Here is a 22,831-nt window from a genome sequence, read left to right as displayed (position 1 = left end):
CGTCTCGATGCGAGTGACACCTACCCGCACTACCGCGTTCGACGTTGTCGCTGAGCTGACGCAGGTCATCGCGTTTTGTGGCTTGTGCAGCCGCACGGCACTGGTGATGTCGCGTTGAGGATTCATGCCCAGTTGCTGCTTTCCGGGCCGGGCCAGATTTCGGTCAGGCGCCGGGCCAGCCATTCGCCGTGCTCGTCGATGGCCTGTTCGTCCCAGGTGTCGCGTTCGGCGAGCCGGGAGTTCAGCAGCAGGACGCTGTGCCGGTTCAGCTCGCTGCGCTTCTTCGTCCAGGGGGCGTTGGACAGGGCCGAGTTGAGCGACTGCGCGACGATGGTCAGGTTGCCCAGCCGGTGCAGCCGAGCGGAGCGTTCCTCCGAAGCCCGCGCGAGCGCTTCCCCCTCCAGCGGGGCGCCGGTGGAGTCGGTCAGCGGCCAGTGCTGCTCCCAGTTCTGCGGCAGCAGGTGCTCCAACGAGTAGGACTCACCGCCCAGCAGTTGCTCGGTCTTGTTGGAGTGCAGGCTCGCCTCGACCGCCGCCAACGCCATGGTCAGGCGGTACTTGGCCACGTTGTTGTAGGCCTCGCGGCTGCACAGGTGGTCGACGAACTCGGCGTCGCGGGGCCAGTGGCCGGAGGCGCCCTCGGGGCCGGCGAGCGCATCCCGCAGCACCTCGTCGGCACGCGGGAGGTCGGCCTTCATCTTCCCGAGCAGGCTCGCGACGAGCCTGTTGTAGTTCTGGGTGGTCAGCCGCATCAGCGCACGCCGCGCGAGCCAGGACTCGAGGATGCGCAGCGCCCGCCGCCTGCGTTCGACGGTCACCTCCGGCGAGCGGAACAGCAGCAGCACGAGCGGCTGGAAGGTTCCCGCGTTCAGCGCCTCGAAGCGGGCGAAGAACTCGCCTTCCGGCGTGTCCGGGGACATGTTCTCGAACGAGCGTATGACCTCGGCGTCGGCGCAGAGTTCGCGGATCAGCGCCTCCGCGTCGCCGGTCCGGTCCAGGATGCCCTGCCGGAAGGTCGCGAACAGTTCGGTGGCGGGAACGACGCGCTCCAGCCGCATGGTCAGCCAGTGCATCAGGAACAGCTCACCCCGGGGGCGGTTGAGCCTGCCCTGGCGTTGTTCCTCGCGCCAGTGGTCGTCGTCGAGCTGCGGCTTCCACACCCGCTCGTAGAGCCTGTCCGTGTCGCGGCCCTCGTTGCCGGCCCGGTGGAAGACCGCATTCTTGACCAGGTCCAGCGACAGCAGCGGAGTTCCGCGCGCGTTGAGCGTCTCGAAGATCACCTGCGCGTTGTCGTCCTGCTCCAGCGTGATCGCGACGACCTTGAGCAGCTCGCACAGCGTGATCCGCAGCCGCTCGGCACGAGTGGCGATCTCCTCCTCGTCCGGGTGCTCCACCCCCTCGCCCTTGAGGTACTCGGCGGCCCGGTCGGTGAAGTAGTCGAACGCTTCGTCGATGAGGTTGCCGGGGTCGTCGGTGTGGCCCTGCGGCGGCCCGTCCTCGGCCATGACGGCCGCGAAGGCTGCGCGGTTCGCGTTCGTCGGCCACACCTTGAACCGGTCGATGCCTTCGGCTTCGAGCGGATCGTTGGCCACCAGGCCACGAAGCAGCTTGGCGTCCTTCTCCGCTCCGGCCTCCGCCGCGGCCCTGGCCGCCGCCGCGATCAGCAGCTGCAGCGTGGTCAGCCGCTGCTGCCCGTCGATCACCGTGTAGCGCGGGATCTGCCCCGGCACCGTCTTCTCGTGGTCCAGCACGACCGCGCCGAGGAAGTGCGACCACGACTCGGTGCCGCTCTCCTGGTGCTGGAGCAGATCGGTGACGTCCTTCCACAGTGGTTCCCACTGCTCCGCCCTGTTCCAGACGTAGGGCCGCTGGTAGAGCGGCACCATGTAGCGAACGTCCTGCTTGAACAGTTGCTTGACCGTGTGCGTGTCGGACTTCATCGGTTTTCCTGCTCCAGCCTGCGAGTGAAGTCGGCGTAGGCGGCGCGCATTTCGGCTTCGCGGTCCACCGGGGTGATAGGTTCCTCGTAGCGGTCCAGGAGGTCGCCGGAGTCCTCCTCGTCGAGGTAAGCCTGGAGGAGCTTGAAGTCCTCGGGCTGCTGCTTGACGCCGTGGGCGTGGTGGTCCTTGGCGATCTTGCGGCCCAGGTTGTCGAAGTACATGTTGTACTCGTACTTGCGCAGCACCGCGAACTGCCCGCGATACATCAGGCAGAGCTGATCGGCCGTGAGCCCGAGCATGATCGCGGCCAGCGCGTCGATCTCCACCAACGCGGCCCGACGCTCGAACTCCGAGCGCAGCGGCGTCTCCCAGTTCCACTCCCGTTTTTCCACGCCGAGTTTGGCCAAGCCACGCTTGGCACAGCCCGCGAACGGCTCGGTCCAGGAGTCCTCGGCGAAACCGGACTCGTACAGCTCCTCCCACAGCGGCGCGTAGTCCCGCGTCAGACAGTTCAGCCGCAGCGTGCGGAGGAGTAGGAGCGGCGCGGCCGGATGGTCCAGCGGCGCGGGGAAACGGTCGACAATATCTTTCTTGATATTTCCGCCGCTGTTCTTGGCGAGATAGTCGAGTGGCAGTGATGCCCACATCCCGGAAGTAACTGCTGTGTTTCGCAGTGACCCGGCTGTAAGCGTATTGACAGCATGAATATGCGCGGGACCAGACGGTATTAATGCGGCAACCAAGGACCTCTCTAGTCCTGGCTGAGACATACTTCGCCAGGCGAGGCGGTAGTAGTCGGTGTAGGGCTGGCCGTTCCACATGTCGAGGCCCGCGTCGTAGCGGTCGCGATCGGTGGCGCGCTGGTAGTTGGTACGCGGAATCACCCGCTCCGGCAGCTCTTCCAGAGTCCAGTCGGAGTAGTCGAGATTGCTCTTGCAGTTCTCATTCGGCTCTTTGGCAAACGGGGTCGCCACCGAGAACTGCGGGCCTTGCAGAATCACCTCGTCCCAGCTTGGTGAGTACTCGGTGCACCACTCGATGTAACCGTCTTCCTTGGCGCCCTTCTCGTGCCAACCGCTGGACCAGCGGTAGTCGAGGTTTGCCATCCGCGTGGGATATGTGGAGATCGCACCGAGTGCGTCGAGCTGCTCCCGAGTAATCGGACGCAGCAGGCGGGCCTGCGTCGCGGGCGTTCCCGGCTCATCGAACAAGGCCGCCCACTGGGCGAGAGTCTGCTCGGTGATGCGCATAGCACGAGAAGCATGCGGCCGATGATCCCAGCCGCCCCACGGGCGCTGGATGCCAGGGACTTCGTCACTACCGTCGTGATCCAGCGAGCGCTCCAGGGTATCCGGCACGAGCAGATTGGCTACCTGGACGAAATCGACCTCGCGTGGAGCACCGTATATATGCACCCCGTAAATTTCCTTATGATTCACGTCCACGAAAAGCTGGGACTCATTGACGAACTGCCAGTGTCGTCGTAGTCGCTGGTAGGTGACAGTCCTCAATTTCCCAGCCTTGGGATCGTTGAAGTGGCCCTCCGGATGCAGTAACCCGACAATTCCGGTATCGGCCATGGACTGCCAGGTGCGTTCCATGAAGTTGGTGTACAGATTTGTCTGCACCCCACGTAGTACCGAATGTTCCACCGCTGAGCCGAGATGCTCGTTCAAGCCGGACCAGGAGGCCAGCTCGTCGAGATACTGCCGCTCGGCAGCAGGCTCGGCGAGCACTTCGGCGCGACACTTGCGGAAAGTGGCTTCCGGGATCTTCTCTTGTAGCACGAAGAAAGGGTCGAACTCGGCCAACGTCTCGTCGTCTTTCCACGTCGGCCGCACCCACGGCGGGTTTCCGAGCTGCAGGTCGAAGCCACCGCGACGGAAGACCTGTGCGAAGTCGAGTTCCCAGTGGAAGAAGCCTTCCTGCTGGGCGATCGTGCGAGCCACACCGAGCCAGGGGTGCTTGCCGAGGAGTGTGGCCACCGGTTGCATGCCGAAGTAGCCGCGCTCCAGCTCGTCCAGGTTCGCCAGCTCGTCGAACCGCTCCACGGTCTCGTGCAGCGAGCCCTGCCCCTTCGGGGCCTGCTTGCCGTGCACCCCGAGCAGCCCCTCCAGGGTGCCGATCCACTCCTCCAGGTCCGGCGGCTCGGCCTCGCCGGTCAGAGGCCAGAAGAACAGTGCGCACCAGGCGTCCATGGCCAGCCGCAGCCGCAGATACGGCCCGTCCGGATCGTGCAGCTCGGATTCCACCTGCTCCCGACTGACCGCCGATGCCTCCTGCGGTACCGTCGCGCCCCACACGTCGACGTGCCGGGCCACCTCGCGCTCGCTGATCTCCAGCCGCCGCAGGGACAGCTCCCACAGCCGCTCCACCCGCCGGGCAAGCCCGCGCAACCGCTGCGCCTGCTTCTCGCTCGGCTTCTTGGTGACCGACTTGGACCAGTCCCGGAGCTGCTTGGCCCGCTCCGGGGCGCGCTCCTTGGCCTGCTTGGCATCGCCGGGGGCGCCCCAGCCCGCGGCGGGCAGCAGGAAGTGATGGATCTCCCCCTCCGGCAGCGCCCCCTCGTTCAGCGGCCGGTCGGTGGGCGGGGTGCTGGTCCAGCTCTTCTTGGCGCGACCGAGCGAGGTGAGATCGTAGGCGGCCCGCCGCGCGCCGATCAGCGAGTTGCCCCGCTTGAGGTGCAGGCCGAACCACGGGGCCTGCAAACCGGGGTGCATCACGTTCAGCCACAGTGACACCTCGGCCAGCTCCCGGGCGGTGTCGTTGAGGTCCACGCCGTAGCAGCGGTGCAGCGCCAGGTAGGCCTTCACCTTCTGCAGCTCGTCGAGATAGGCCTCCGGCGGGATCTGCTCGCCCCGCTCGGTTTGCCGCCGCCGCAGGTATTCGGCGGCGAGCTGGTTGAGCGCCTCGTTGAGGAACGCGCCGCTGCCCATCGCCGGTTCGCACACCCGCAGCTCGAGAATGTCCTCGGCGCGGGTGTCCTCGGACAACAGCTCGGCCAGCGAGTGTCGCACCACCGTGCGGGTCAGCACCTCGGGTGTGTAGAAGGAAGCGCTGCGTTGCCGGTCCCGCCCGGACAACCGGTAGACGAACGTGCCGGTGCGGTGCACCACGTTGCGCTTCTCCCCGGAGATCGGGTCCTCCCGGCGCACCACGTGCTTCTCGTCGTAGCGGCCGAGGTTTTCCACCGGCACCAGCCAGCAGCCCTTGTCGGCGTCGCCGTCCTTGGCCAGCTCGGCGAGATCGCGGTCGGCGAGGAACCCGCTGTAGGCCATCAGCCCCTCGTAGACCGCGCCGAGCTGGTTGATGCCGAGCTGGGCGTAGGAGACGAAGCCGCGCCGGTCGCCCTTGCGCTTCGACGGTTTGGACAGCAGCAGCAACGCCAGCACCCGCTGCAGCACGGCGTTGCTCAGGTTCACGTTGTCCACGTGTTGGGCGTATTTCGGATCGAACAGGTCGGCGCGCAGCGGCTCGAACACCAGCCCGTCGCCGCCCGAAGTGCCCACGCGATGACCGTCGTTGACCAGCCGGAACAGCAGCCGCAGCGAGTCGTGCAGGTGATGCCCGTCGCGGGACGGGCCGGTCAGCGGCACCTGGATCAGCTCGCGCAGCCGGTCCAGCCCGTAGCCCGCGTCGTACTCCGGCGCGCCCACCGGCAGGATGCCCAGCTCGGGCCGGGCCTCGGCATACAGCAGGAACAGGATGCGATACAGGAACCGCAGCGACTGGGTGGTCAGCTCGCGCGGCAGCTCCGGGATGCCCTCCACCGGCTCACCGCGCTTGCGACGCTGGGCGATCACCTCGTTGGCGATGAGCTCCACCGAGATGCGCAACCCCTCGCGCAGGTCCTCGCTGACGCCGACCGCGTGCTTGATCGAGTCCTCGCTGAACGTGGTCAGCAGGCTCGTGCCCTCCTGAGAGGGCAGCAGCACGTCGGCCGAGGCGAGCCCGGCCAGCCAGGCCAGCTCGCCGGTGGCCTTGTCGTCCTTGCGGGACAGCGCGGTGTCCATGTCGAAGGCGATGTAGCGGCCCTCGGCCCAGCGCTCCACATCGGACAGCACCATCCACCCGCCGGCCAGCACCAGCACGAAACGCGGCGCGGCCTCGGTGAGGAACAGCTGCTGCACGGCCTTCGGCACCGCGGTGATCGACTCGGACTTCGCCGTGTCCGCGCGGGCGCCGGTGTGCACCCGTACCGGGTCGAGCAGCCGGCCCTCCTCGCCGAACAGGTCGTCGACGTCGTCGACCGGCGCGGCCTGCAGCACGTGCAGCGCCTCACCCGTGGGGCTCTGGTTGCGGGCCAGCAGCGGCACGGTCACCGGCGTCTCGGACTGTTCGGTGTCCAGCTCGGTCGTCTCGGCCTCGATGCCGAGCGCTCCGAGCACCAGCCGGTGCAGCTCGGTGACCGCCGCCGCGTAGCCCTCCTCGCGGGGCTGCGGCAGCTCGGCCTTGGCCTTCAGGAACACGCCGGAGACCCCGGACAGGCCCCGCAGCGGGCTGTGCTTGCCGTATTCGCCGCGCTCACGCCACTCCTTGGCCAGTGCTTTGAGCTTGCCGGGGAAGGCCTCGGACAGCCAGTGCGGGGACAGGAAGTCACCGACATTGCGGATGGAGTCGTACATCGCCCTTTTCTCTGCTTTCCTGTTACGCCGCGCGGCCCGCGGGCACGATCAGCCCGACCACCCGCACGAACGGCTCACCCGAGGTGGCCAGCGAGTCGATCAGGGCGGAGGTCTCGTCGCGGGTGGATGCCACGTCGTCTTTGCGCTTGGTGGAGGCGTTGCTGCGTTCGACCACGAACAGCGCCTGCTGCTCCCACTTGCCGAGCCGCTTGCGGTGCTCGTCCAGCCGCGCGAGCAGGTCACCCTCCATCGCCTCGCGGCGGTGGCGCAGGTCCGCGCTCGCGGCCTCCACGGCCTGCGGCACCAGCGGCTGCATCCGCTCCAGCCAGTCCTGCACCTCGCCGGGGTTGCGGGCCTGCTCCTTGAGCCCGGCGCGTTCCACCACCTCGCGCAGGTCACCCACCTCAGGTTGGTCCGGCAGCCCGGTGATCGCGCCCCAGTGCGTGAGCACCGCCTGGCCGAGCGCGTTCGACCAGGTGGCCTGGGTGAGAAACACCGGCTCGGGCACCTCGGCGGCCACCACCGGTGCCTGATCGCGCCGGAACCGGGCCAGCGCGCGGCTGGTCGCCCACTCCAGCACCGGGTGGATCGGCGCGAGGTAGCCCACGTCCGGCCAGAGCGTGTCCCCTTCGGCGCGGGCCTTGGCCAGGCGCTCCTCGGCGAATCCGGGTTGGGCGGACAGCCGGATGCGGTCCCGGATCTCCCGCTCGCGCAGGTAGCTCTCCGGCAGGTCGCCGAGTCGTTCGGCCAGGTCCTTCGGCGTGTCGAACGCGATCAGGTCGGTTTCCCGCTCGCGGTAGAGGTTCAGCTTTCCGGCGTCGGGGGCGATCTCCTCGAGCGCTTCGGTGAGGAAGTTGTCGTCGTCGTCGAACAGGGTGCGCCTCGGCGCCGTCGGCACGGCAGGCTCGCCCTCGTGCTCGCCACCGGTGGCCATCAGGGCGGCGAACTCGTTGAGCTGCTCGGGTTCCGGCTGCGGCACCGCCTCGTCGAGGTCCTGGCCCTGTTCGAGGTAGCGCATCACGGTGTCTTCCTCGATGTCCTCGTCGTGCAGATCGAGCAGGGCGCCCGCATCGCCGAGGGCCTGGTTGGCGGTGTGTTCCTTGTCCAGCAGCTTGGTGACCACCCGCAGGTCGCTGTCGGTGGTCGGATCGTCGGCGGTCAGTGCCAGCGCGGTGATCCGCGGTTCGTTCTCCTGCAGGTAGCGGTCGATGCGGCCGTTGCGCTGCTGGATCCGGATGAAGCTCCACGGCAGGTCGTAGTGCACCAGCCGGTGGCACTGCCTGTGCAGGTTGATGCCCTCGGAGGCCATGTCGCTGGCCAGCAGCACCCGTATCGGGCTCGCGGCGAGCGCGAAGTCCTCCACCACGTCCTGCACGTCGGCGTCCGGCAACTGCGCGTGCAGCAGGTCCACCGCTTTCTCCGGCAGCTTCAGCCGGCTGCGCAGCTGCTCGCGCAACCACAGCAAGGTGTCGATGCGCTCGGAGAACACCACAACGCGGGCATCACTGCCCCGGGCGATACCGATCTCGCGCAGGTAGTCGATCAGGGCTTCGAGCTTCGCGGGCCCGCGCTGCTGGGTGGCCTCGGCGAGCTCGTCCAGCCTGCTCAGCGCGGTGGCTTCGGCCGCGCCGTCGGTGCGCGATTCCAGCGTCGCCAGCCGTCGCTTGATGCTGCTGCGCAGTGCGTGCGGGGAGGACAGGAATGCCTTGAACAGGGTCCACGGGAACAGGCTGCGTCCCTTGCCGGTGACCGGGGCCGTGCCGCTTTCCGGGTGCAGCCACACGTCCCGCAGCTCGTCGAGCACGGCGTGCTCCTCGGCGGTGGGCGTCACCGGCACGATGCTCGGCTCGTGGCGGGGGGCCCACTTGTGCCCGACCTCGAGCTTGACGTCGGAGGAGTTGCGGTGCCTGCGCACGTAGAGGTGCTTGATGTCGCCGGCACGGTAGTCGGAGGGGTCGGCGATCGCGGTCGGGTCCAGCAGGTTGATCAGCTCGGCGAACGACTCCGGCTTGCCGTTGTGCGGGGTGGCGCTGGCCAGGATCAGCGCGTCGGTCTGCCGGGCGAGCAACCGGGCGAGCTCGTTGTTCTGCGTTCCCCGATTGATGAGGTTGTGGCACTCGTCGATGACGATCGCGTCCCAGTGCTGGCCCGCCAGGTGGTGCCGGTAACGGGCCGGGTTCTTCAGCGTGTCGATCGAGACGATCGCGCGGCGGTAGTAGCTGAACGGGTTGCGCGAGGCAGGCAGGGTCTGGCGCACCTTCTGGATGCCGTCCGAGTCCAGCCGCACCAGCGGGATGGAGTAACGGGTCCACATCTCGTGCTGGAACTGCTCCAGCACCGCGCGGGGGGTGACCACCAGAATCCGCTCGCCGCGGCCCCGCTCGATCAGCTCGGTCAGCGTGATGCCGATCTCCAGGGTTTTGCCCAGCCCCACCGCGTCGCCGATCAGGATGCGCGGGCGCAGGTTGGACAGGGCCTGATGGGCGGGCCGGAGCTGGTAGTCCATCCGGTCGGCGAGACCCTGGTGACCGGCGACGATGTCGCTGCTGGTGACCGGCGTGGAACTCTGCCGCAGCAGCGATTCCAGCCACAGGCGCGATCGACGGAAACCGGGGGTGTCGTCGGCGACCAGCTCGGTCTTGCGCGGATCGAGCACCTCGACATCGTCCAGCTCGGTGAAAAACACCGCGTCCTGATCACGGACCAGTTCGGAAGCTCCACTGGCTTCGATACGCAATCCGTCGTGCTCGGTGCGATGTACCGAACGAACCAACCACTCCTCGTCCCGCACCACGATCTGTGCGCCTGCCGCGATGTCCGATGCCTGCGTCTCCCCTGTCACGGCAGCGAAGGTACTGGGCTCACCAGGGAAACTTGAGAGGTTTGTCCGGATCGTGACTTCATGGTTGAGGGTTGGAAACCACTGCTTTCACCATGGCCGGTTTGTGTCTCTTTCCTACAACGAGGAAGTTGCGAACCGAGCAGCGCGATCACGGCATGCACAGGGGTTGGTGAATACGCAGAGCGAGAGAATGACTTCGGAAAGTAGTCCACTGTAGACAGCAGGAGGAAATCCCGGCAGAAGGCACCAAAGAGAAGAGGGCGACTACTGTGCGCAGCACGGTGACCGGATTACTCGCCGCTACTATCCCGTCACGGTACGGAATGGACAGCTCTATTCGGCAGGGAAGCGCCAGTCGAGCACGGCCTGCACGTGCGGGCTGCCCGGGTATTCGTCACTGCCGGTGATTCAGGCGTGCATATCGTATTCGCCGGGCCGGGCATTGCCGGTAACGGTGACCGTGACCGACCGGGTGTGCCAGCCGTTGCCGGGGGTGTCATCGAACGCATCGCGGACGCGCACGGGCGGCGAGCTGCCCGTGCCACCGCCCGAAGAGCACGCCGGGCGCCCACGGACGCCCCGGCAGACGCCCGGCCGGCACAGCTCGGCTCGGGTCAGGCGAACCGGTCGGCCTTGATCGCTGCCACGAAGGTCCGCCACTGACGGCCGGTGGTCGTGAAGTACCCGGCAGTGCGGTCCTTCGTGTCGCGCACCGCCGCACCACCGGCGAGACGGCCGACCTCGACGCATGCGTTACCGGTGGAACTCCGGCTGGACTTTCGCCAGTTCTCCGGAACATCCCTGTTAGTCATTGGGCTCTCCTTGTCCATGAGCGATCTCGGCGATGAGCTCGGCTGACTCATCAGGACCCATCGCGACCTCCCGAAGATGAGTAATCGCGTTCTCGAACGCGTTCACCTCCTTCGGTGTGTGCAGCAACGTCAGCGAGCTGAAGTGCTCGATGTAGACGATGGGCGCAGCCTTCTCGAATGCGAAGTGGATGAAGTTGCCCGCATGTGCCGGATTCCAGCGCTCCGTACGGCTCGGGACGAGCAGAGCCTCTACGTTGGCAAGCTCCTGCATCTTCAGCAGGTGGCGTAGTTGCTCGGCATGCACCTCACGTCCACCGATCGGTTCGCGAAGCGCGTTCTCGGTGATGATGGCCGTAAACGTAGGCGCCTCACGCTTGGTCAATATGTCGCGACGCCCGAGACGGATAGCTGTGCGCGTATCCGCATCTCGCGGTGACCAGGTGGCGATGATGGCCCGCGCATAATCATGGGTCTGCAAGACACCAGGAATCACTGTCGTGGCCACCTCGACGATCGCACTCGCAGTGCGCTCGTACTCGATCAGCGTGGTCATGTCCCTGTGCGACGAGTCGCCGACCGCCACCCAGTTCGCATCCTCGGCAGCACGGGCAAGATTGACAATGCGTGTCCGCTCGGCATCCGACACATCGAGCGCAGTCAAGATGGCGGCTACGGTCTCGGGCTCCGGACGCTTTGCTCCGGTCTCGTACCGGGCGAGCACGCTGTGATGCTTCTGCAGCTTCTCCGCCAGTTTGCGCGTGGAAAACCCGGCCGCTTCGCGTGCTTCTCGCAGCTCAGCGCCCAGTGTGCGGATCTTGGGTGATCCTCGACTGTCGCCGCCCATGCGCCAACAATAACCCGCCCCGGTGACGGGTAGCGCTGTCACTCGATCAAGCTATTGCGGAATCTGTTGCTAGCGACAATAGTTCGTTGCTAGCGACAGCAGTGGATGTTGAGAGAGGAGCGCTGACCATGCCCCATCCGTTCACCTGGGTTCCTGCCGCGCAGCAGCGGCACGCCAGCTGCGATCCGGTACCCGGACCCGGCCGCGCGTTCCCGGCCGGGACCACCATCACCACCCTGTGCGGTCGGGAGGTGACCACCGAGCGGGGCGAGATCCCGTGGCTGTGGGAAACCTGCCCCGGCTGCGACGAGCAGGCCCGCCAGCTCGCCGGACTGCCCAGCCGAGCCGCGATCGCCGAGCAGGCGCCCCACACGCAGGAGACATCATGACCGGCCACGCCCACCTGGTCAGCCTGATGCGCTACGCCCGAGCAGCACTCGACCACGCCCTCGACGACATCGCCGCCGGGCACTACAACGCCGACGAACTCGCCCACCTGGCCGCCGGATTCGAACAACTCACCCACGCACTACGCGGCCACGACCAACCCACCGTCATCGACGGCAACACCGAATGACCGACCCGCCCGCGATCGTCTGGCCGGTCACCGACCCCGACAGGCCGATCCCTCCCGGGAGACTCCCCGACCCCGGCACTCCCGCGGGGTTCAGGAACCACAGCGCCCCGCCGGTCGTTGACGGGATCGGCGCCTTCCCCGAACCAACACTGCCGCTGCTGCAGCGCGTCCTCGACGGGCTGCGCCGGTAGTCAAAGACCACGGTCCGGCCCGTAACCCCCGACACGCGGGCCGGACCGTCACCGCAGGCCGGTGCCACCCCTCCCCCGTGCACCGGCCTGCGGCCCCCACCGGCCCGAGAAGCACCACGAAGCAGCGCAGATCCACCCGGCAGCGCCGGAACTGTCAGAGGTCCCGGGCACGATCCGCACCGATCTCCACATCGATGACGTGCACGTCCGGGCCGGAGACCTGCAACTGCCGGACACCGACGCGGCCAACCACGACCCGACAATCTTCAGCGACCCGGATTGGTTCGACCCGACCCGCCGTCAGGCCACCAATCTGGCGTTCGGACACGGTCCGCGCTACTGCATCGGGGCCCCGCTTGCGCGCCTGGAGTTGCGAGCCGTGTTCACCGAGCTGACCGCACGGTTCCCCAACCTGCACCTGGCCGTGCCGGTGACCGGCTCCAGATCAACACCGCCAGCCTCACCGGCGGTCTGCTCGAGTTTCCGGTGTGCTGGCGATAAAGCGACTTGGCAAACTTTGCCCAGCGGGAGTGCCGAGTTATGGCGATTCTTGCCGGTTCGCTGGTGCACGCATGGTTCTTACCGTGGCTACACGAGTTGTGAGCCGAACTTCGGGAGTGCCATGAGTACCAGCTCTGACGTGGGCCGGGAGGCCGCTGTCACCACAACCGGGCTGCCCGCTCGGCAGATCGCCGACCTGGTGCGCCGCCGCGTCGTCACCGCGACAGACGTGGTCTCCGAACACCTGCGGCGAGTCGCTGCCCTCAATACCGATCTCAACGCGTTCACCGCTGTCGTTGATGATCAGGCGCTCGCTGCCGCTCGCGCCGTCGACGATGCGTTGTCCGCGGGCGAGGAGGTTCCTCCGCTGGCCGGGGTGCCGTTCAGCGTGAAGGATGTGATCGCGGTCAGCGGGTTGCCGCTTCAGGCCGGCAGCCCGGCGATGGCCGGTGTGCGGGCCGAGCAGGATGCCACAGCCGTGGCTCGGTTACGCACGGCGGGCGCGATCTGCCTCGGCAAGACGAACACACCCGAGTTCGCGCTGTCCACCCAGACGTGGAGCCCGACACACGGGTACACGATCAACCCGATCGCGCCGCACCAGCGCCTCTCCCCCGGCGGCTCCAGCGGTGGTGAGTCGGCGGCCGTGGCCTCCGGCATGAGCGCGTTCGGCATGGGAACGGACTTCGGCGGGTCCGTTCGGTGGCCCGCGCACTGCACCGGCATCGCCTCGCTTCGACCCGGCGTCGGCCGGGTCCCCGCCGACGGTCAGCTGCCGGGCCTTGTGCCCGGTCAACACCCCGAGCTCGATGCTGATTCCGCGCAGGGCCAGTTGCAGGTCGTCGGACCGATCGCGCGAACCATCGCCGATGTTCGGCTGCTTTCCGAGGTGCTGCTCGGCGAGTCACTCGGCACGCCGGATGTTTCCGGGCTGCGGGTCGGCTGGTGCGACGACGAGGGCACGATGCCGGTGGACGCCCGGATCCGGGCCGCCGTGGCACAGGCCGCATCATCTCTGGCCGATCGGGTCGCGAGCGTGGTGCACGACCGGCCGGAAACGTTGACAGCTGCGGACCCGCTGTTCAGCGAACTCCGCGCGACCGATCAGCAGGACGGTATCCGCGCGCTGGCAGCACCCGAGGAGTTCGGGCCGGTGGTGCGGCAACTGCTGGCGAGCGTGCGACCGGTCAGCCGCGAGCACGTCGAGCGGCTGTGGGGCCGGGTTCGCGAGCTTCGCGACACGTTCCTGGCGCAGATGGCCGATGTGCTGATCCTGCCGGTCTCCAGTGTGGCGGCACCGGCGACGGAAGCGTGGGAAGTAGACGTCGAGGGCCAGACGCTCGATGGCTGGCAGATCGTGTCAGCTTGCCGCGCGGTGACGCTTCTGGGGCTTCCCGCCGCTGTCGCGACAGTCGGAGCGCTACCCGACGAACGCCCGATCGGGGTGCAGGTCGTCGCTCGCCCCGGCCGCGAAGACGTTGCCCTCGCGGTAGCGGAGCTACTGGAGAATTCCGCGCTCAATGGGACGGAGGTGCATTCCTGATGACGACCGATGGACCGCTTTCGGACCTTGTGGTCGTCGATCTGACCCGCGCGCTGTCCGGCCCGCAGGCCGCGATGATGCTCGGCGACCTCGGCGCGCGCGTGATCAAGGTCGAGTCCCCCTCCGGAGACGACACCCGAAACTGGGGACCTCCGTTTGTCGGCGAAGACGACGAACGGGTCGCGACGTACTTCCTGGCGGCCAACCGCAACAAGGAGTCGATCACCCTCGACCTCAAGGCCGCCGAGGACGCCGATGTGCTGCGCAAGCTGGTGCGCAAAGCCGATGTGCTGTTGGAGAACTTCCGCGTCGGAGTGCTGGAGCGCCTGGGATTCGGTGTCGAGGAGCTCCACGAACTCAACCCGCGGCTGGTGATCCTCTCGATCACCGGTTTCGGCCACGACGGGCCGGAGGCGCACCGCTCCGGTTACGACCAGATCGCCCAGGGTGAGGGCGGGTTGATGTCGCTGACCGGCTCGGACCAGCCGACCAAGGTCGGCGTGCCGATCGCGGATCTGCTCGCAGGGATGAACGGTGCGTTCGGTGTCCTTGGCGCGTTGCACGAGCGCACGCGGACCGGGCGTGGCCGTGTCGTGCGGACGTCGCTGCTGGCCTCGATCGTGGGTGTGCACGCCTTCCAGGGAACCCGCGCCACGGTCGCGGGCGAGGTGCCCGCCCCGGCAGGCGATCACCATCCGTCGATCGCGCCGTATGGCATGTTTGCCACGGCCACCGGCCCCATCCAAATCGCCTGCGGATCGGAAGGCTTGTGGCAGGCCCTGTGCTCGGTCGTCGGCATTGACGCCGACGATGCGCGATTCGCCACGAACCCCGATCGGGTAGCCAACCATGACCTTCTCTGCGAGCTGCTGGAGAAGCACTTCCGCGGCGAACCCGCCGAGGCATGGCTGGAGAAATTCGCCGCTGCAGGGATACCGAGCGGCAAGGTACGTTCGCTGGACGAGGTTTACGACTGGCACCAGACCCGCTCGCAGGGTTTGCTACTCGAAGTCGAGCATGCCACACAGGGCCAGCTGGGTTTGCCCGGTTCGCCGCTGCGGTTCGACTCCCAGCCCTACTCGGGCGGGCGCAGCGAGCACCTCCCTCCTCCCACGTTGGGTCAGCACACCCAGGCAGTTCGGGAATGGGTCGCCGACGACCCGACGTAGCGCGAGCGCTACCGGTTGCCACAAGGCAGGTCTGCGCTGCACTCAACGGCTTTCCGGCGCCGGGACGGCGAGCGTAGGCTGAAAGCGCGCCGAATGCGACGAGGCAGGTGCGCTCCCCTCGGCTGATATCCGGTGCACGGACGGTGTGCGGCCCTTGCCCGTGCCGACCGGAAGAAGTGGAGGCTGGATGCGGCACGACACCGAGGTTCGCTCCGTCGAGGCCGGAGCACCTGGTGACCTCTTCGACCGCACGAGGGTGCCCGAACTGCCCAGCGGAGTCGTCAACCGTTCCCGCTTGTTCCACCGCCTCGGCGAAGCCACGGCCTACCCGATCACGACGGTGACCGGCCCGGCAGGCTGGGGCAAGACACAGCTCCTGACGTCCTGGGTTCGCTCACCGGAATGCTCGCTGAGCTGCGCGTGGCTCACCGTCGAACACTCGGACACGGATCCGCGGCTGTTCTGGCCTGCCGTTATGTCCGCCGTGGCACGTGCCCGCACCAGGGACCGCGCCGCGGGCGGCGCGGTGGACTCGGTCGCGCCGGTCGTCGAAGCACTGCTGGCGATCGAGGAACCACTGCTGTTGGTACTCGACGACGTGCACCTGTTCGAACGTTCGGCTGTGGAGTCGGAACTTGTTCGGCTGGTGCAACACCTGCCCCCACAGGTTCGGCTGGTTTTGTCCGGCCGCTACCTACCGACACTCCCGATGGCGCGGCTTCGTGTCGAGCACAAGGTCTATGCGCTCACCGGTAAGGATCTGGCGTTCACATTCGGCGAATCGGCTGCCATGCTCGCCGAATCCGGCGTCGACATTCCGGAACAGGTCGCGTCCGTCCTTTGTGAGCGCACCGAGGGCTGGTCGGCCGGATTGCGGCTCGCGGCGCTGTCGTTGCTGGACGGGTTGCCCGCCGAAGATCTGCTCCACGAGTTCGGCGGGGAGCACATGGAGGTCGCCGAGTACCTCATGGCGGAGGTGCTGTCCAGGCTCCCGCCCGACGTGGAAGACTTCCTGCTGAAGACGTCAATCTGTGGCAGGCTGACCGGCGACCTCGCGGCGGAGCTGACGGGCCGAGACGACAGCATGGAGCTGCTGCGTTGGATGGCGCGACATAACCTGTTCACCACCGCGGAGAACCCGCGCCAGGTCTGGTTCCGCTACCACCCCATGCTTGGGGAACTGCTACGCAGCAGACTCGATCGTCTCGGCTCCAACGCCGTCCGCAAGCTGCATCGGTCGGCGTCTTCCTGGTACGCGGCACACGACATGCCCTCGGAAGCCTTCGACCACGCGGTGCGCGCCGAGGACTGGGCTCCGGCGGAGAACCTCCTTGGCGACCGCTGGCTGTCGATGTATCTCGACGGCAAGCTGATGACGCTGCGCGAGCTGATCGACCGGCTACCGGCCGAGCGCGTCGCCGGATCAGAGCTGGCGGACGTGCGCACCGCGGTTGGGCTCGCGCTCGGCGACGGGAACCACAACACGACGGACAGTGCACTGACCGGGGCGGGGTTCGACTCCTACACCGGCCCGGCAGCTGTCCCCGTGACACAGCGAATGGAGGCCGCGGCCCACGAACCCGCCAAACCGGCCGGGATCGAAAAACTCATCGACGAGGCGGGCACCGAGTCCCCTTCCTCGGCGCCCGCACTTGTTGTCGCGCTGGAACGCGCTCGCCTCGCGGGCGATCTCGTCGCGGCGGTGTGCATCGCACGGCGGTTGATCGCGCTGTCCGAATCGGATGAGTACCGCGGCAGTGCCACGGCGAGCGACCTGCAGGCACTTGCGCTGCAACAGCTTGGTGTCACCGAATTCTGGGCCGGTCGACGTACCGATTCGGAGGCACATCTGCGGGAAGCTCTTTCCGTGGCACTCGATAATGGGCGGGCCTACGTGCAACTCGGCTGCCGAGGGCAGCTCGTCGGCGTGCTGACACCGCAGAACCGCATCACGGACGCATTGCGGGAAGCCGACGATGCGCTCACGCTGGTGCGCGAGCACGGCTGGGAGTTCACCGGTGCGGCGGCCGAACTGTGGCACGCCCTGGGCTGGGCGGCATATATGCGCGGCGATCTCGACCTCGCGGAACAGTATCTCGACGGCGCGAGCGTCGCGGTGCGCAGGCAGGACGCGGCCGTCAGCACGACAGTACTGCTCGTGCGAGGTCTGATCGTCGGGCTCAAGGGGCGAAAACGTGACGCGCTAGCCATGCTCGAGTCCGCGGCGCAGGTCATGGCCCGCCTGCGGGCGCGCTACGTCTTCGCCGACTACCTGCTCGTGGAACGCGCGCGTCTGCGGTTGGCGATCGGGGATGTCGCCGAAGCACGCGCCCTGCTCGAGGAGTATCCCGACGACCCCGGCGGTCCCGTGCACCTGACGATCGCCAAAGCCGAGTTACTGGCAAGCGACGGTCAGCCGGAGCCGGCTATCCAGTTGCTGGACCCGGCCATCCGGATCGGGCAGGGCCTGACCGACCAGCGGCTGCAAGCAATCGTTTTGCTGGCACTGCTACAGCTGCAAGGCGGTAATGAGCAGGCGGCCGTGACGACCGCAGCCGAGGCGATTCAAGTGGCCGCGCCTGAACAATTGGTGCAGCCGTTCCTGCAGTTCGGAAAGCCCGTTGCCAGGCTGCTGAGCGCCGCCGAACGCAACGGCAGCCCTCATCGGGATTTCACCGACCTCATCCGCGCACGAGCCACATCGTTATGGCCGGTGAACGCGGGCCCGCAGCTGCATGCCGGCGGCGTCGATGTCGAGGAACCGCCCACCGAACGCGAACTCGAAGTGCTGCAGGCGTTGGACGGGCTCGCCACCCTCCCGGAGATCAGCGCGGCGATGTTCGTTTCCGTGAATACGCTCAAATCTCATCTCCGCAGCCTGTATCGGAAGCTGGGTGTCGGCAGTCGGCGCGGCGCCGTGGAGCGAGGCCGATCCCTCGGCTTGCTCTAGTTGGGACTCCCTGCGGGGCCTTGCGACGGCTGCCAACAGTGAGCCTCAACGGCGGGTGATCGTCATCACCCCGTTGGGGTGATATCGGCCCGCTCTCGTGTGGTGTGGAACCACCTCAGCAGGGTGGTGACCGCCACCACATACGGCCCTACGGTCACTGGAAACGCCGTGTTCCGTGATCCACGACACGATGCGCGAAACACCAGGAATCCGAAAGACCAGGGTGCCATGCCTGAGCCGTTTACTCTCCGAACTTCGTTCCCCGCCCGCAACCACAAGGTGGTGGCGGCGACATGAAACCCGCCCCGTTCAACTACGTCCGCGCCGACAGCATCGAGCAGGCCGTCGAAGCACTCGCGGGCAGCAGCGACGGCAAGGTCCTCGCGGGCGGGCAGAGCCTGATCCCGCTGCTGTCGATGCGCCTGGCGGGTCCGAGTCTGCTTGTCGACATCAACGGCATCGCGGGGCTCGACGAGGTACGTGCGGACTCCGACGGAGTGCACCTCGGCGCGCTCGCCCGGCACGCCGATGTCCTCGCCAACACCGCAGCCCGTGAGGTACAGCCACTGGTCGCCGCCGCGCTGAGCCATGTCGGGCATGCCACGATCCGCAATCGCGGCACCACCGTCGGATCACTCGTGCACGCCGACGCCTCGGCCGAGATGCCGCTGATACTGCTGTTGCTGGCTGGTTCACTGGATGTCGTCGGGCCGCGCGGACGCCGCACGATCCCCGCCGAGTCTCTCTACATCGGTCCGCTGGAGTCGTCGCTGGAACACGACGAGGTCGCGGTGGAGGCTTTCTTCCCTGCCTTGCCGCCGATGACCGGTATCGCATTCGAGGAGGTGGCGCGCCGCCAGGGCGACTACGCGCTGTGTGGCGTCGGAGCAGTCGTCGAGGTCGACGGCGGACACGTCCGCTCGGCGCGGGCAGGGTTCATGTCCGTGCACGACGTCCCCGTGGTGGCCGAGTTGACCGAGCATCTCGCGGGAATGTCGCTGAGCACGCAGGAAGGTCGGGTGGTCCTTGAAGCGGCCGTCGAACACGCGATGGGCGCGCTCGATCCCGCGGCCGACGTACACGCCTCCGAAGCCTACCGGGCACACCTGGCACGCGTACTCGCCAAGCGTGTTGTTGCCGCCGCCTTCTCCGACGCGACGCATCGAGCCGCCACCCGCCCGGCCGTAGGGAGCGAAGCATGACATCAACAGAGACCCGACACGACGTGCTGCTGACGGTGAACGGGGTGCCGCATCGGCTCAACCTGCCCGCCCGCAGACTGCTCAGTGACTGCTTGCGGCACGACCTCAAACTCACCGGCACGCATGTGGGCTGCGAGCACGGGGTCTGTGGGGCGTGCACCGTTCTGATCGACGGCAAGCCAACCAGGTCCTGCCTCGTACTCGCGGTCGCACTGGACGGCCAAGAGATCACCACCGTGGAGGGACTGACCAATCCCGACGGATCGCTGGGATGCGTGCAGCAAGCGCTTCTGGAATGCCACGGGCTGCAGTGCGGGTTCTGCACGCCGGGCTTTATGACAACCATCGAGGCGGGATTGAAACAGCAACCCGCACCGACTGACGATGAGGCGCGGGAAATGGTCGCGGGCAACCTCTGCCGGTGCACCGGGTACCAGAACATCGTCGGGGCGGTGCATCGTGCCGCCGAACTGAAGAGGGATTCGCGATGAGCACACAACTGTTCGGCGAGAAAGTACCACGGGTCGAGGACCAGCGTTTCCTTCGCGGTCAGGGCCGCTACGTCGACGACGTCCTCGTCGACACGCCATCCGCGACCCTGCATGCCGCGGTACTGCGCAGCCCGCACGCACACGCCAGGATCCTCGACATCGACGTCAGTGACGTTATCGACATGGACGGCGTCCACCTGGTGTGGACTCATGAGGATCTCGCGGGCGCCATGGCGGAACCGCTACCGCTGCTGATCCCGCATCCCGCGCTCACCCACGGGCGCACTCAGTACACGCTGGCCAAGGACACCGTGAACTACGTGGGCGAAGCGGTCGCTTTCGTTGTCGCCGACGATCGCTACCTCGCCGAGGACGCGCTCGGACGCATCAGCGTCAGCTATGAGCCGCTGCCCGCGGTAGTGGGCATCGAATCGGCACGCGCGGCGGAGAATCTGGTGCACGACGACGTCCCTGGCAACGTTGCCGCGCGGATGGAGCAGAACGTCGGTGACGCACCCACCGCGATCGACGCCGCGCCGCACGTGCTCGAACTCGATCTCTCCATCGAACGCAGCGCGGCGATGCCTCTGGAAGGCCGCGGCACCGTCGCCCGCTGGGATCACGACACCAGCAGGCTGCAGGTGTGGACATCGACCCAGGCATCGACCGGGGTGCGCGCCGCGGTCGCCGCGAAACTCGAACTCGACCTCGGCCAGGTCGACGTCATCTGCCCAGACACCGGGGGTGGTTTCGGCGTCAAGATCAATCATCCGTGGCCGGAGGACCTGCTGGTCACCCGGGCCGCACAGGTTACGGGACAGGCGGTCAAGTTCACAGAGGACCGTCGAGAGCACTTCATCTCCGCCGCGCACGAGCGCGCGCAGGAACACCACATCCGAGTCGGGTTCGACGATCAGGGGCGCGTCCAGGGGCTGGATGTGGAGTTCTGGCACGACAACGGCGCCTACACGCCGTATGGGCTCATCGTGCCGATCATCACCTCGACCCAGCTGCTCGGTCCCTACAAGCCGGCCAACTACCGGGTGCGTTTCGACAGCCTCTACACCAACACGGTGATCGTCACGCCCTACCGTGGCGCAGGGCGACCGCAAGGCTGCTTCGCGATGGAGCGCACGATCGACGCGATCGCCGCTCACCTCGGACTCGACCGCACCGCGGTGCGCGCGGCCAATCTCATCCAGCCGGATGAGTTCCCCTACGACCAGGGCCTCATCTTCCAGGACGGGCGCCCGCTGATCTACGACTCCGGTGATTACCCGGCCATGCTGGAGAAGATCCGTAAGCTGATCGGCTGGGACGAATTCGAACAGTTCAAGGCCGAGGCCGAGGCGGAAGGTCGCCGCGTGGGCATCGGCTTGGGCTGCTACGTCGAGGGCACCGGCGTCGGTCCCTACGAAGGGGCCCATGTGCACGTGGAAACCTCGGGCAAGGTCAAGGTCGCCACCGGACTCACCACCCAGGGTCAAGGTCATCAGACGGCGTTCGCGCAGGTCGTCGCGGACACACTCGACGTACCGATGGAGGACGTCGAGGTCGTCACCGGCGACACGCGACGGATGTCGTACTCCGTGGGCACATTCGCGTCCCGGGCCGCGGTTATGAGCGGCTCGGCGATGCACCTGGCGGCGCTGCGCGCGAAGGAGAAGGCCCTGCGACTCGCGGCCGACGCGCTCGAGGCGGACGAGGCCGACCTGAAAATGGTGGACGGATCCGTGCAGGTGAAGGGCAGCCCGTCCAACAGTATCGCGCTGGGCACGCTCGCTGTACTGTCCAACCCGCTGCGCTACGCGTTCGACAAGGCCTCCCAGGCGGCGACCCAGTTCTCGGTCGGAGATCAGGACAAGCCGCCGGTTGACGAGGACGACGAGCCCGGCCTTGAGGGGCGTGACTTCTACTCGCCGAACCGTTCGACCTTCGCCTCCGGCATGCACGCCGCCATCGTCGAAACCGACCCGGAAACCGCAGAAATCAAGATCTTGCGCTACGCCATCGTGCACGACTGCGGCCGGATGATCAATCCGATGATCGTCGAGGGACAGATCCACGGCGGCATGGCACAGGGCATCGGAGGTGCGCTGTACGAGCGCATGGCATACGACGACTCGGGCCAGCTACTCAATGCGTCCTTCATGGACTTTTTGATGCCGTACGTCACCGAAATCCCCGGCGAGATCGACGTCGACCATCTCGAAACCCCCTCCCCGCTGAATCCGCTCGGGATCAAGGGAGCGGGCGAGGCAGGCGTCATTCCTGTCTCGGCGGCCATCGCGGCAGCCGTCGAAAACGCCGAGGGATTCTCCATCACGTCGATGCCGATATCCCCCGCGGAGCTGTACGACCTTCGGCAGCGCCACGCCGAGCACACCAGCACCACATCAGCACGCCCGCCGAAGCAGGACGGGTCAGGAGAGGAGTCAGCATGAAGTTCGCCGGCGAAAACGTGGTTCCCTATCCGGTGGAAACCGTTTGGGACGCCATTTTGGACCCGCAGACGCTTCGTCATGCGGTTCCTGGGTGCGAGAAGATTGAGACGGTTGGCCCCGATTCCTATGCGATGACCGTGACCGCCGGGGTAGCAGCGGTCAAGGGCACCTACAGCGGCCAGTGCGAGCTCAGCAACCTGGTCAAACACGAGTCGCTGGTGATGTCGTTGAGTGGCTCCGGAGCTCCTGGCACAGTGGACGCGAAGGTCGATGTCGCGTTCACCGCGACCGACGGTGGTGGCACCCGTATCACCTATGAGGCCGACGCCACGGTTGGCGGCATGGTCGGCGGAGTCGGCAGCCGCATGCTCACGTCGGTGTCCAAACGCATGGCAGGCGAGTTTTTCGGCAACGTTGGCAAGATCATCGACAACGGTGGTCCGGCAGCCGAAACCGCGGCCGTCGAAGCCCCGACTGTCGAAACCTCGGCCGGCGAGCAGGCCACGGGCGCGACGGCCGAATCCGCACCTGCTCGCGCGATCACCACGCCGGTCGCGGCAAGCAGCGAACACTCGAGCCGGGAACTGCTCATGGGTGTCGGTATCGGCGCGGGACTGGTGGCGTTTGGTGTGGCACTCGGAGCAGGACTGCGGCGATGAGTCCCCGCGCATCCGGCTCAGCTGGTACCGACCGAAATGGC

At 67.1% G+C, this 22,831-nt stretch carries 15 protein-coding genes and 1 pseudogene; 11 read left to right on the top strand and 5 right to left on the bottom strand.

Features of this window, described 5'->3' with window-relative positions; translation table 11 throughout:
* Positions 1-122: 122 nt before the first annotated feature.
* The 5 genes from DFQ14_RS04265 to DFQ14_RS04245 form a co-directional block, all read right to left on the bottom strand.
* Positions 123-1,940 (bottom strand): DUF262 domain-containing protein, encoded by a 1,818-nt coding sequence (locus DFQ14_RS04265; RefSeq protein WP_114451746.1) that lies wholly within the window; start codon positions 1,938-1,940, stop codon positions 123-125.
* Positions 1,937-6,565, bottom strand: coding sequence for a restriction endonuclease subunit M (locus DFQ14_RS04260; RefSeq protein WP_114451745.1), 4,629 nt, complete (start codon positions 6,563-6,565; stop codon positions 1,937-1,939). The genes DFQ14_RS04265 and DFQ14_RS04260 overlap by 4 nt, the downstream gene beginning before the upstream one ends.
* 22 nt (positions 6,566-6,587) lie before the next feature.
* Entirely contained in the window at positions 6,588-9,407 is a 2,820-nt protein-coding gene (locus DFQ14_RS04255; protein ID WP_170206295.1) for a DEAD/DEAH box helicase, read from the bottom strand.
* A gap of 614 nt (positions 9,408-10,021) precedes the next feature.
* Positions 10,022-10,219 carry a DUF397 domain-containing protein gene (locus DFQ14_RS04250; protein WP_114451743.1) on the bottom strand — a complete coding sequence of 66 codons (198 nt, stop codon included), beginning with the start codon at positions 10,217-10,219 and terminating at the stop codon, positions 10,022-10,024.
* Positions 10,212-11,063, bottom strand: coding sequence for a helix-turn-helix domain-containing protein (locus DFQ14_RS04245; protein ID WP_114451742.1), 852 nt, complete (start codon positions 11,061-11,063; stop codon positions 10,212-10,214). Before DFQ14_RS04245 ends, DFQ14_RS04250 begins: the two co-directional genes overlap by 8 nt.
* Before the next feature lie 128 nt (positions 11,064-11,191).
* On the opposite strand from DFQ14_RS04245, the gene DFQ14_RS04240 reads away from it, so the two are divergent.
* The 11 genes and pseudogenes from DFQ14_RS04240 to DFQ14_RS04195 all read left to right on the top strand — a co-directional run bounded on the left by DFQ14_RS04240 (position 11,192) and on the right by DFQ14_RS04195 (position 22,790).
* Entirely contained in the window at positions 11,192-11,452 is a 261-nt protein-coding gene (locus DFQ14_RS04240; RefSeq protein ID WP_114451741.1) for an HC3 family zinc finger protein, read from the top strand.
* Positions 11,449-11,640: a hypothetical protein gene (locus DFQ14_RS04235; RefSeq protein WP_114451740.1), complete on the top strand. Its 192-nt coding sequence runs from the start codon at positions 11,449-11,451 to the stop codon at positions 11,638-11,640. Before DFQ14_RS04240 ends, DFQ14_RS04235 begins: the two co-directional genes overlap by 4 nt.
* Entirely contained in the window at positions 11,637-11,831 is a 195-nt protein-coding gene (locus DFQ14_RS04230; protein WP_114451739.1) for a hypothetical protein, read from the top strand. Before DFQ14_RS04235 ends, DFQ14_RS04230 begins: the two co-directional genes overlap by 4 nt.
* Positions 11,832-11,892: 61 nt before the next feature.
* A pseudogene (locus DFQ14_RS22595) lies at positions 11,893-12,177 on the top strand (cytochrome P450); the annotation flags it as partial.
* A 276-nt stretch (positions 12,178-12,453) separates the two neighbouring features.
* Positions 12,454-13,875 carry an amidase gene (locus DFQ14_RS04225; RefSeq protein WP_170206294.1) on the top strand — a complete coding sequence of 474 codons (1,422 nt, stop codon included), beginning with the start codon at positions 12,454-12,456 and terminating at the stop codon, positions 13,873-13,875.
* The gene (locus tag DFQ14_RS04220) at positions 13,875-15,044 is read left to right on the top strand and encodes a CaiB/BaiF CoA transferase family protein (protein ID WP_114451737.1); all 1,170 of its coding nucleotides are present in this window, start codon (positions 13,875-13,877) and stop codon (positions 15,042-15,044) included. Before DFQ14_RS04225 ends, DFQ14_RS04220 begins: the two co-directional genes overlap by 1 nt.
* 187 nt (positions 15,045-15,231) lie before the next feature.
* Positions 15,232-17,994, top strand: coding sequence for a winged helix-turn-helix domain-containing protein (locus DFQ14_RS04215; RefSeq protein ID WP_114451736.1), 2,763 nt, complete (start codon positions 15,232-15,234; stop codon positions 17,992-17,994).
* A gap of 293 nt (positions 17,995-18,287) precedes the next feature.
* Positions 18,288-19,196: an FAD binding domain-containing protein gene (locus DFQ14_RS04210; protein ID WP_114451735.1), complete on the top strand. Its 909-nt coding sequence runs from the start codon at positions 18,288-18,290 to the stop codon at positions 19,194-19,196.
* Entirely contained in the window at positions 19,193-19,687 is a 495-nt protein-coding gene (locus DFQ14_RS04205) for a (2Fe-2S)-binding protein (RefSeq protein ID WP_114451734.1), read from the top strand. Before DFQ14_RS04210 ends, DFQ14_RS04205 begins: the two co-directional genes overlap by 4 nt.
* Entirely contained in the window at positions 19,684-22,131 is a 2,448-nt protein-coding gene (gene cutA / locus DFQ14_RS04200) for an aerobic carbon-monoxide dehydrogenase large subunit (RefSeq protein ID WP_114451733.1), read from the top strand. Before DFQ14_RS04205 ends, cutA begins: the two co-directional genes overlap by 4 nt.
* Positions 22,128-22,790, top strand: a complete 663-nt coding sequence (locus DFQ14_RS04195; protein WP_114451732.1) for an SRPBCC family protein — start codon at positions 22,128-22,130, stop codon at positions 22,788-22,790. Before cutA ends, DFQ14_RS04195 begins: the two co-directional genes overlap by 4 nt.
* Positions 22,791-22,831 lie beyond the last annotated feature (41 nt).

Source organism: Halopolyspora algeriensis (genome assembly GCF_003337235.1).
In the GTDB taxonomy this organism is placed as follows: domain Bacteria; phylum Actinomycetota; class Actinomycetes; order Mycobacteriales; family Pseudonocardiaceae; genus Haloactinomyces; species Haloactinomyces algeriensis.
This window is presented reverse-complemented; position numbering and strand designations above follow the sequence as displayed.

Bases quoted from the DNA above. Each gene is read 5' to 3' on its own strand.
- DFQ14_RS04265 (WP_114451746.1), bottom strand. From the start codon at position 1,940: ATGAAGTCCGACACGCACACGGTCAAGCAACTGTTCAAGCAGGACGTT.
- DFQ14_RS04260 (WP_114451745.1), bottom strand. From the start codon at position 6,565: ATGTACGACTCCATCCGCAATGTCGGTGACTTCCTGTCCCCGCACTGG.
- DFQ14_RS04250 (WP_114451743.1), bottom strand. From the start codon at position 10,219: ATGACTAACAGGGATGTTCCGGAGAACTGGCGAAAGTCCAGCCGGAGT.
- DFQ14_RS04245 (WP_114451742.1), bottom strand. From the start codon at position 11,063: ATGGGCGGCGACAGTCGAGGATCACCCAAGATCCGCACACTGGGCGCT.
- DFQ14_RS04240 (WP_114451741.1), top strand. From the start codon at position 11,192: ATGCCCCATCCGTTCACCTGGGTTCCTGCCGCGCAGCAGCGGCACGCC.
- DFQ14_RS04235 (WP_114451740.1), top strand. From the start codon at position 11,449: ATGACCGGCCACGCCCACCTGGTCAGCCTGATGCGCTACGCCCGAGCA.
- DFQ14_RS04230 (WP_114451739.1), top strand. From the start codon at position 11,637: ATGACCGACCCGCCCGCGATCGTCTGGCCGGTCACCGACCCCGACAGG.
- DFQ14_RS04225 (WP_170206294.1), top strand. From the start codon at position 12,454: ATGAGTACCAGCTCTGACGTGGGCCGGGAGGCCGCTGTCACCACAACC.
- DFQ14_RS04220 (WP_114451737.1), top strand. From the start codon at position 13,875: ATGACGACCGATGGACCGCTTTCGGACCTTGTGGTCGTCGATCTGACC.
- DFQ14_RS04215 (WP_114451736.1), top strand. From the start codon at position 15,232: ATGCGGCACGACACCGAGGTTCGCTCCGTCGAGGCCGGAGCACCTGGT.
- DFQ14_RS04210 (WP_114451735.1), top strand. From the start codon at position 18,288: ATGAAACCCGCCCCGTTCAACTACGTCCGCGCCGACAGCATCGAGCAG.
- DFQ14_RS04205 (WP_114451734.1), top strand. From the start codon at position 19,193: ATGACATCAACAGAGACCCGACACGACGTGCTGCTGACGGTGAACGGG.
- cutA (WP_114451733.1), top strand. From the start codon at position 19,684: ATGAGCACACAACTGTTCGGCGAGAAAGTACCACGGGTCGAGGACCAG.
- DFQ14_RS04195 (WP_114451732.1), top strand. From the start codon at position 22,128: ATGAAGTTCGCCGGCGAAAACGTGGTTCCCTATCCGGTGGAAACCGTT.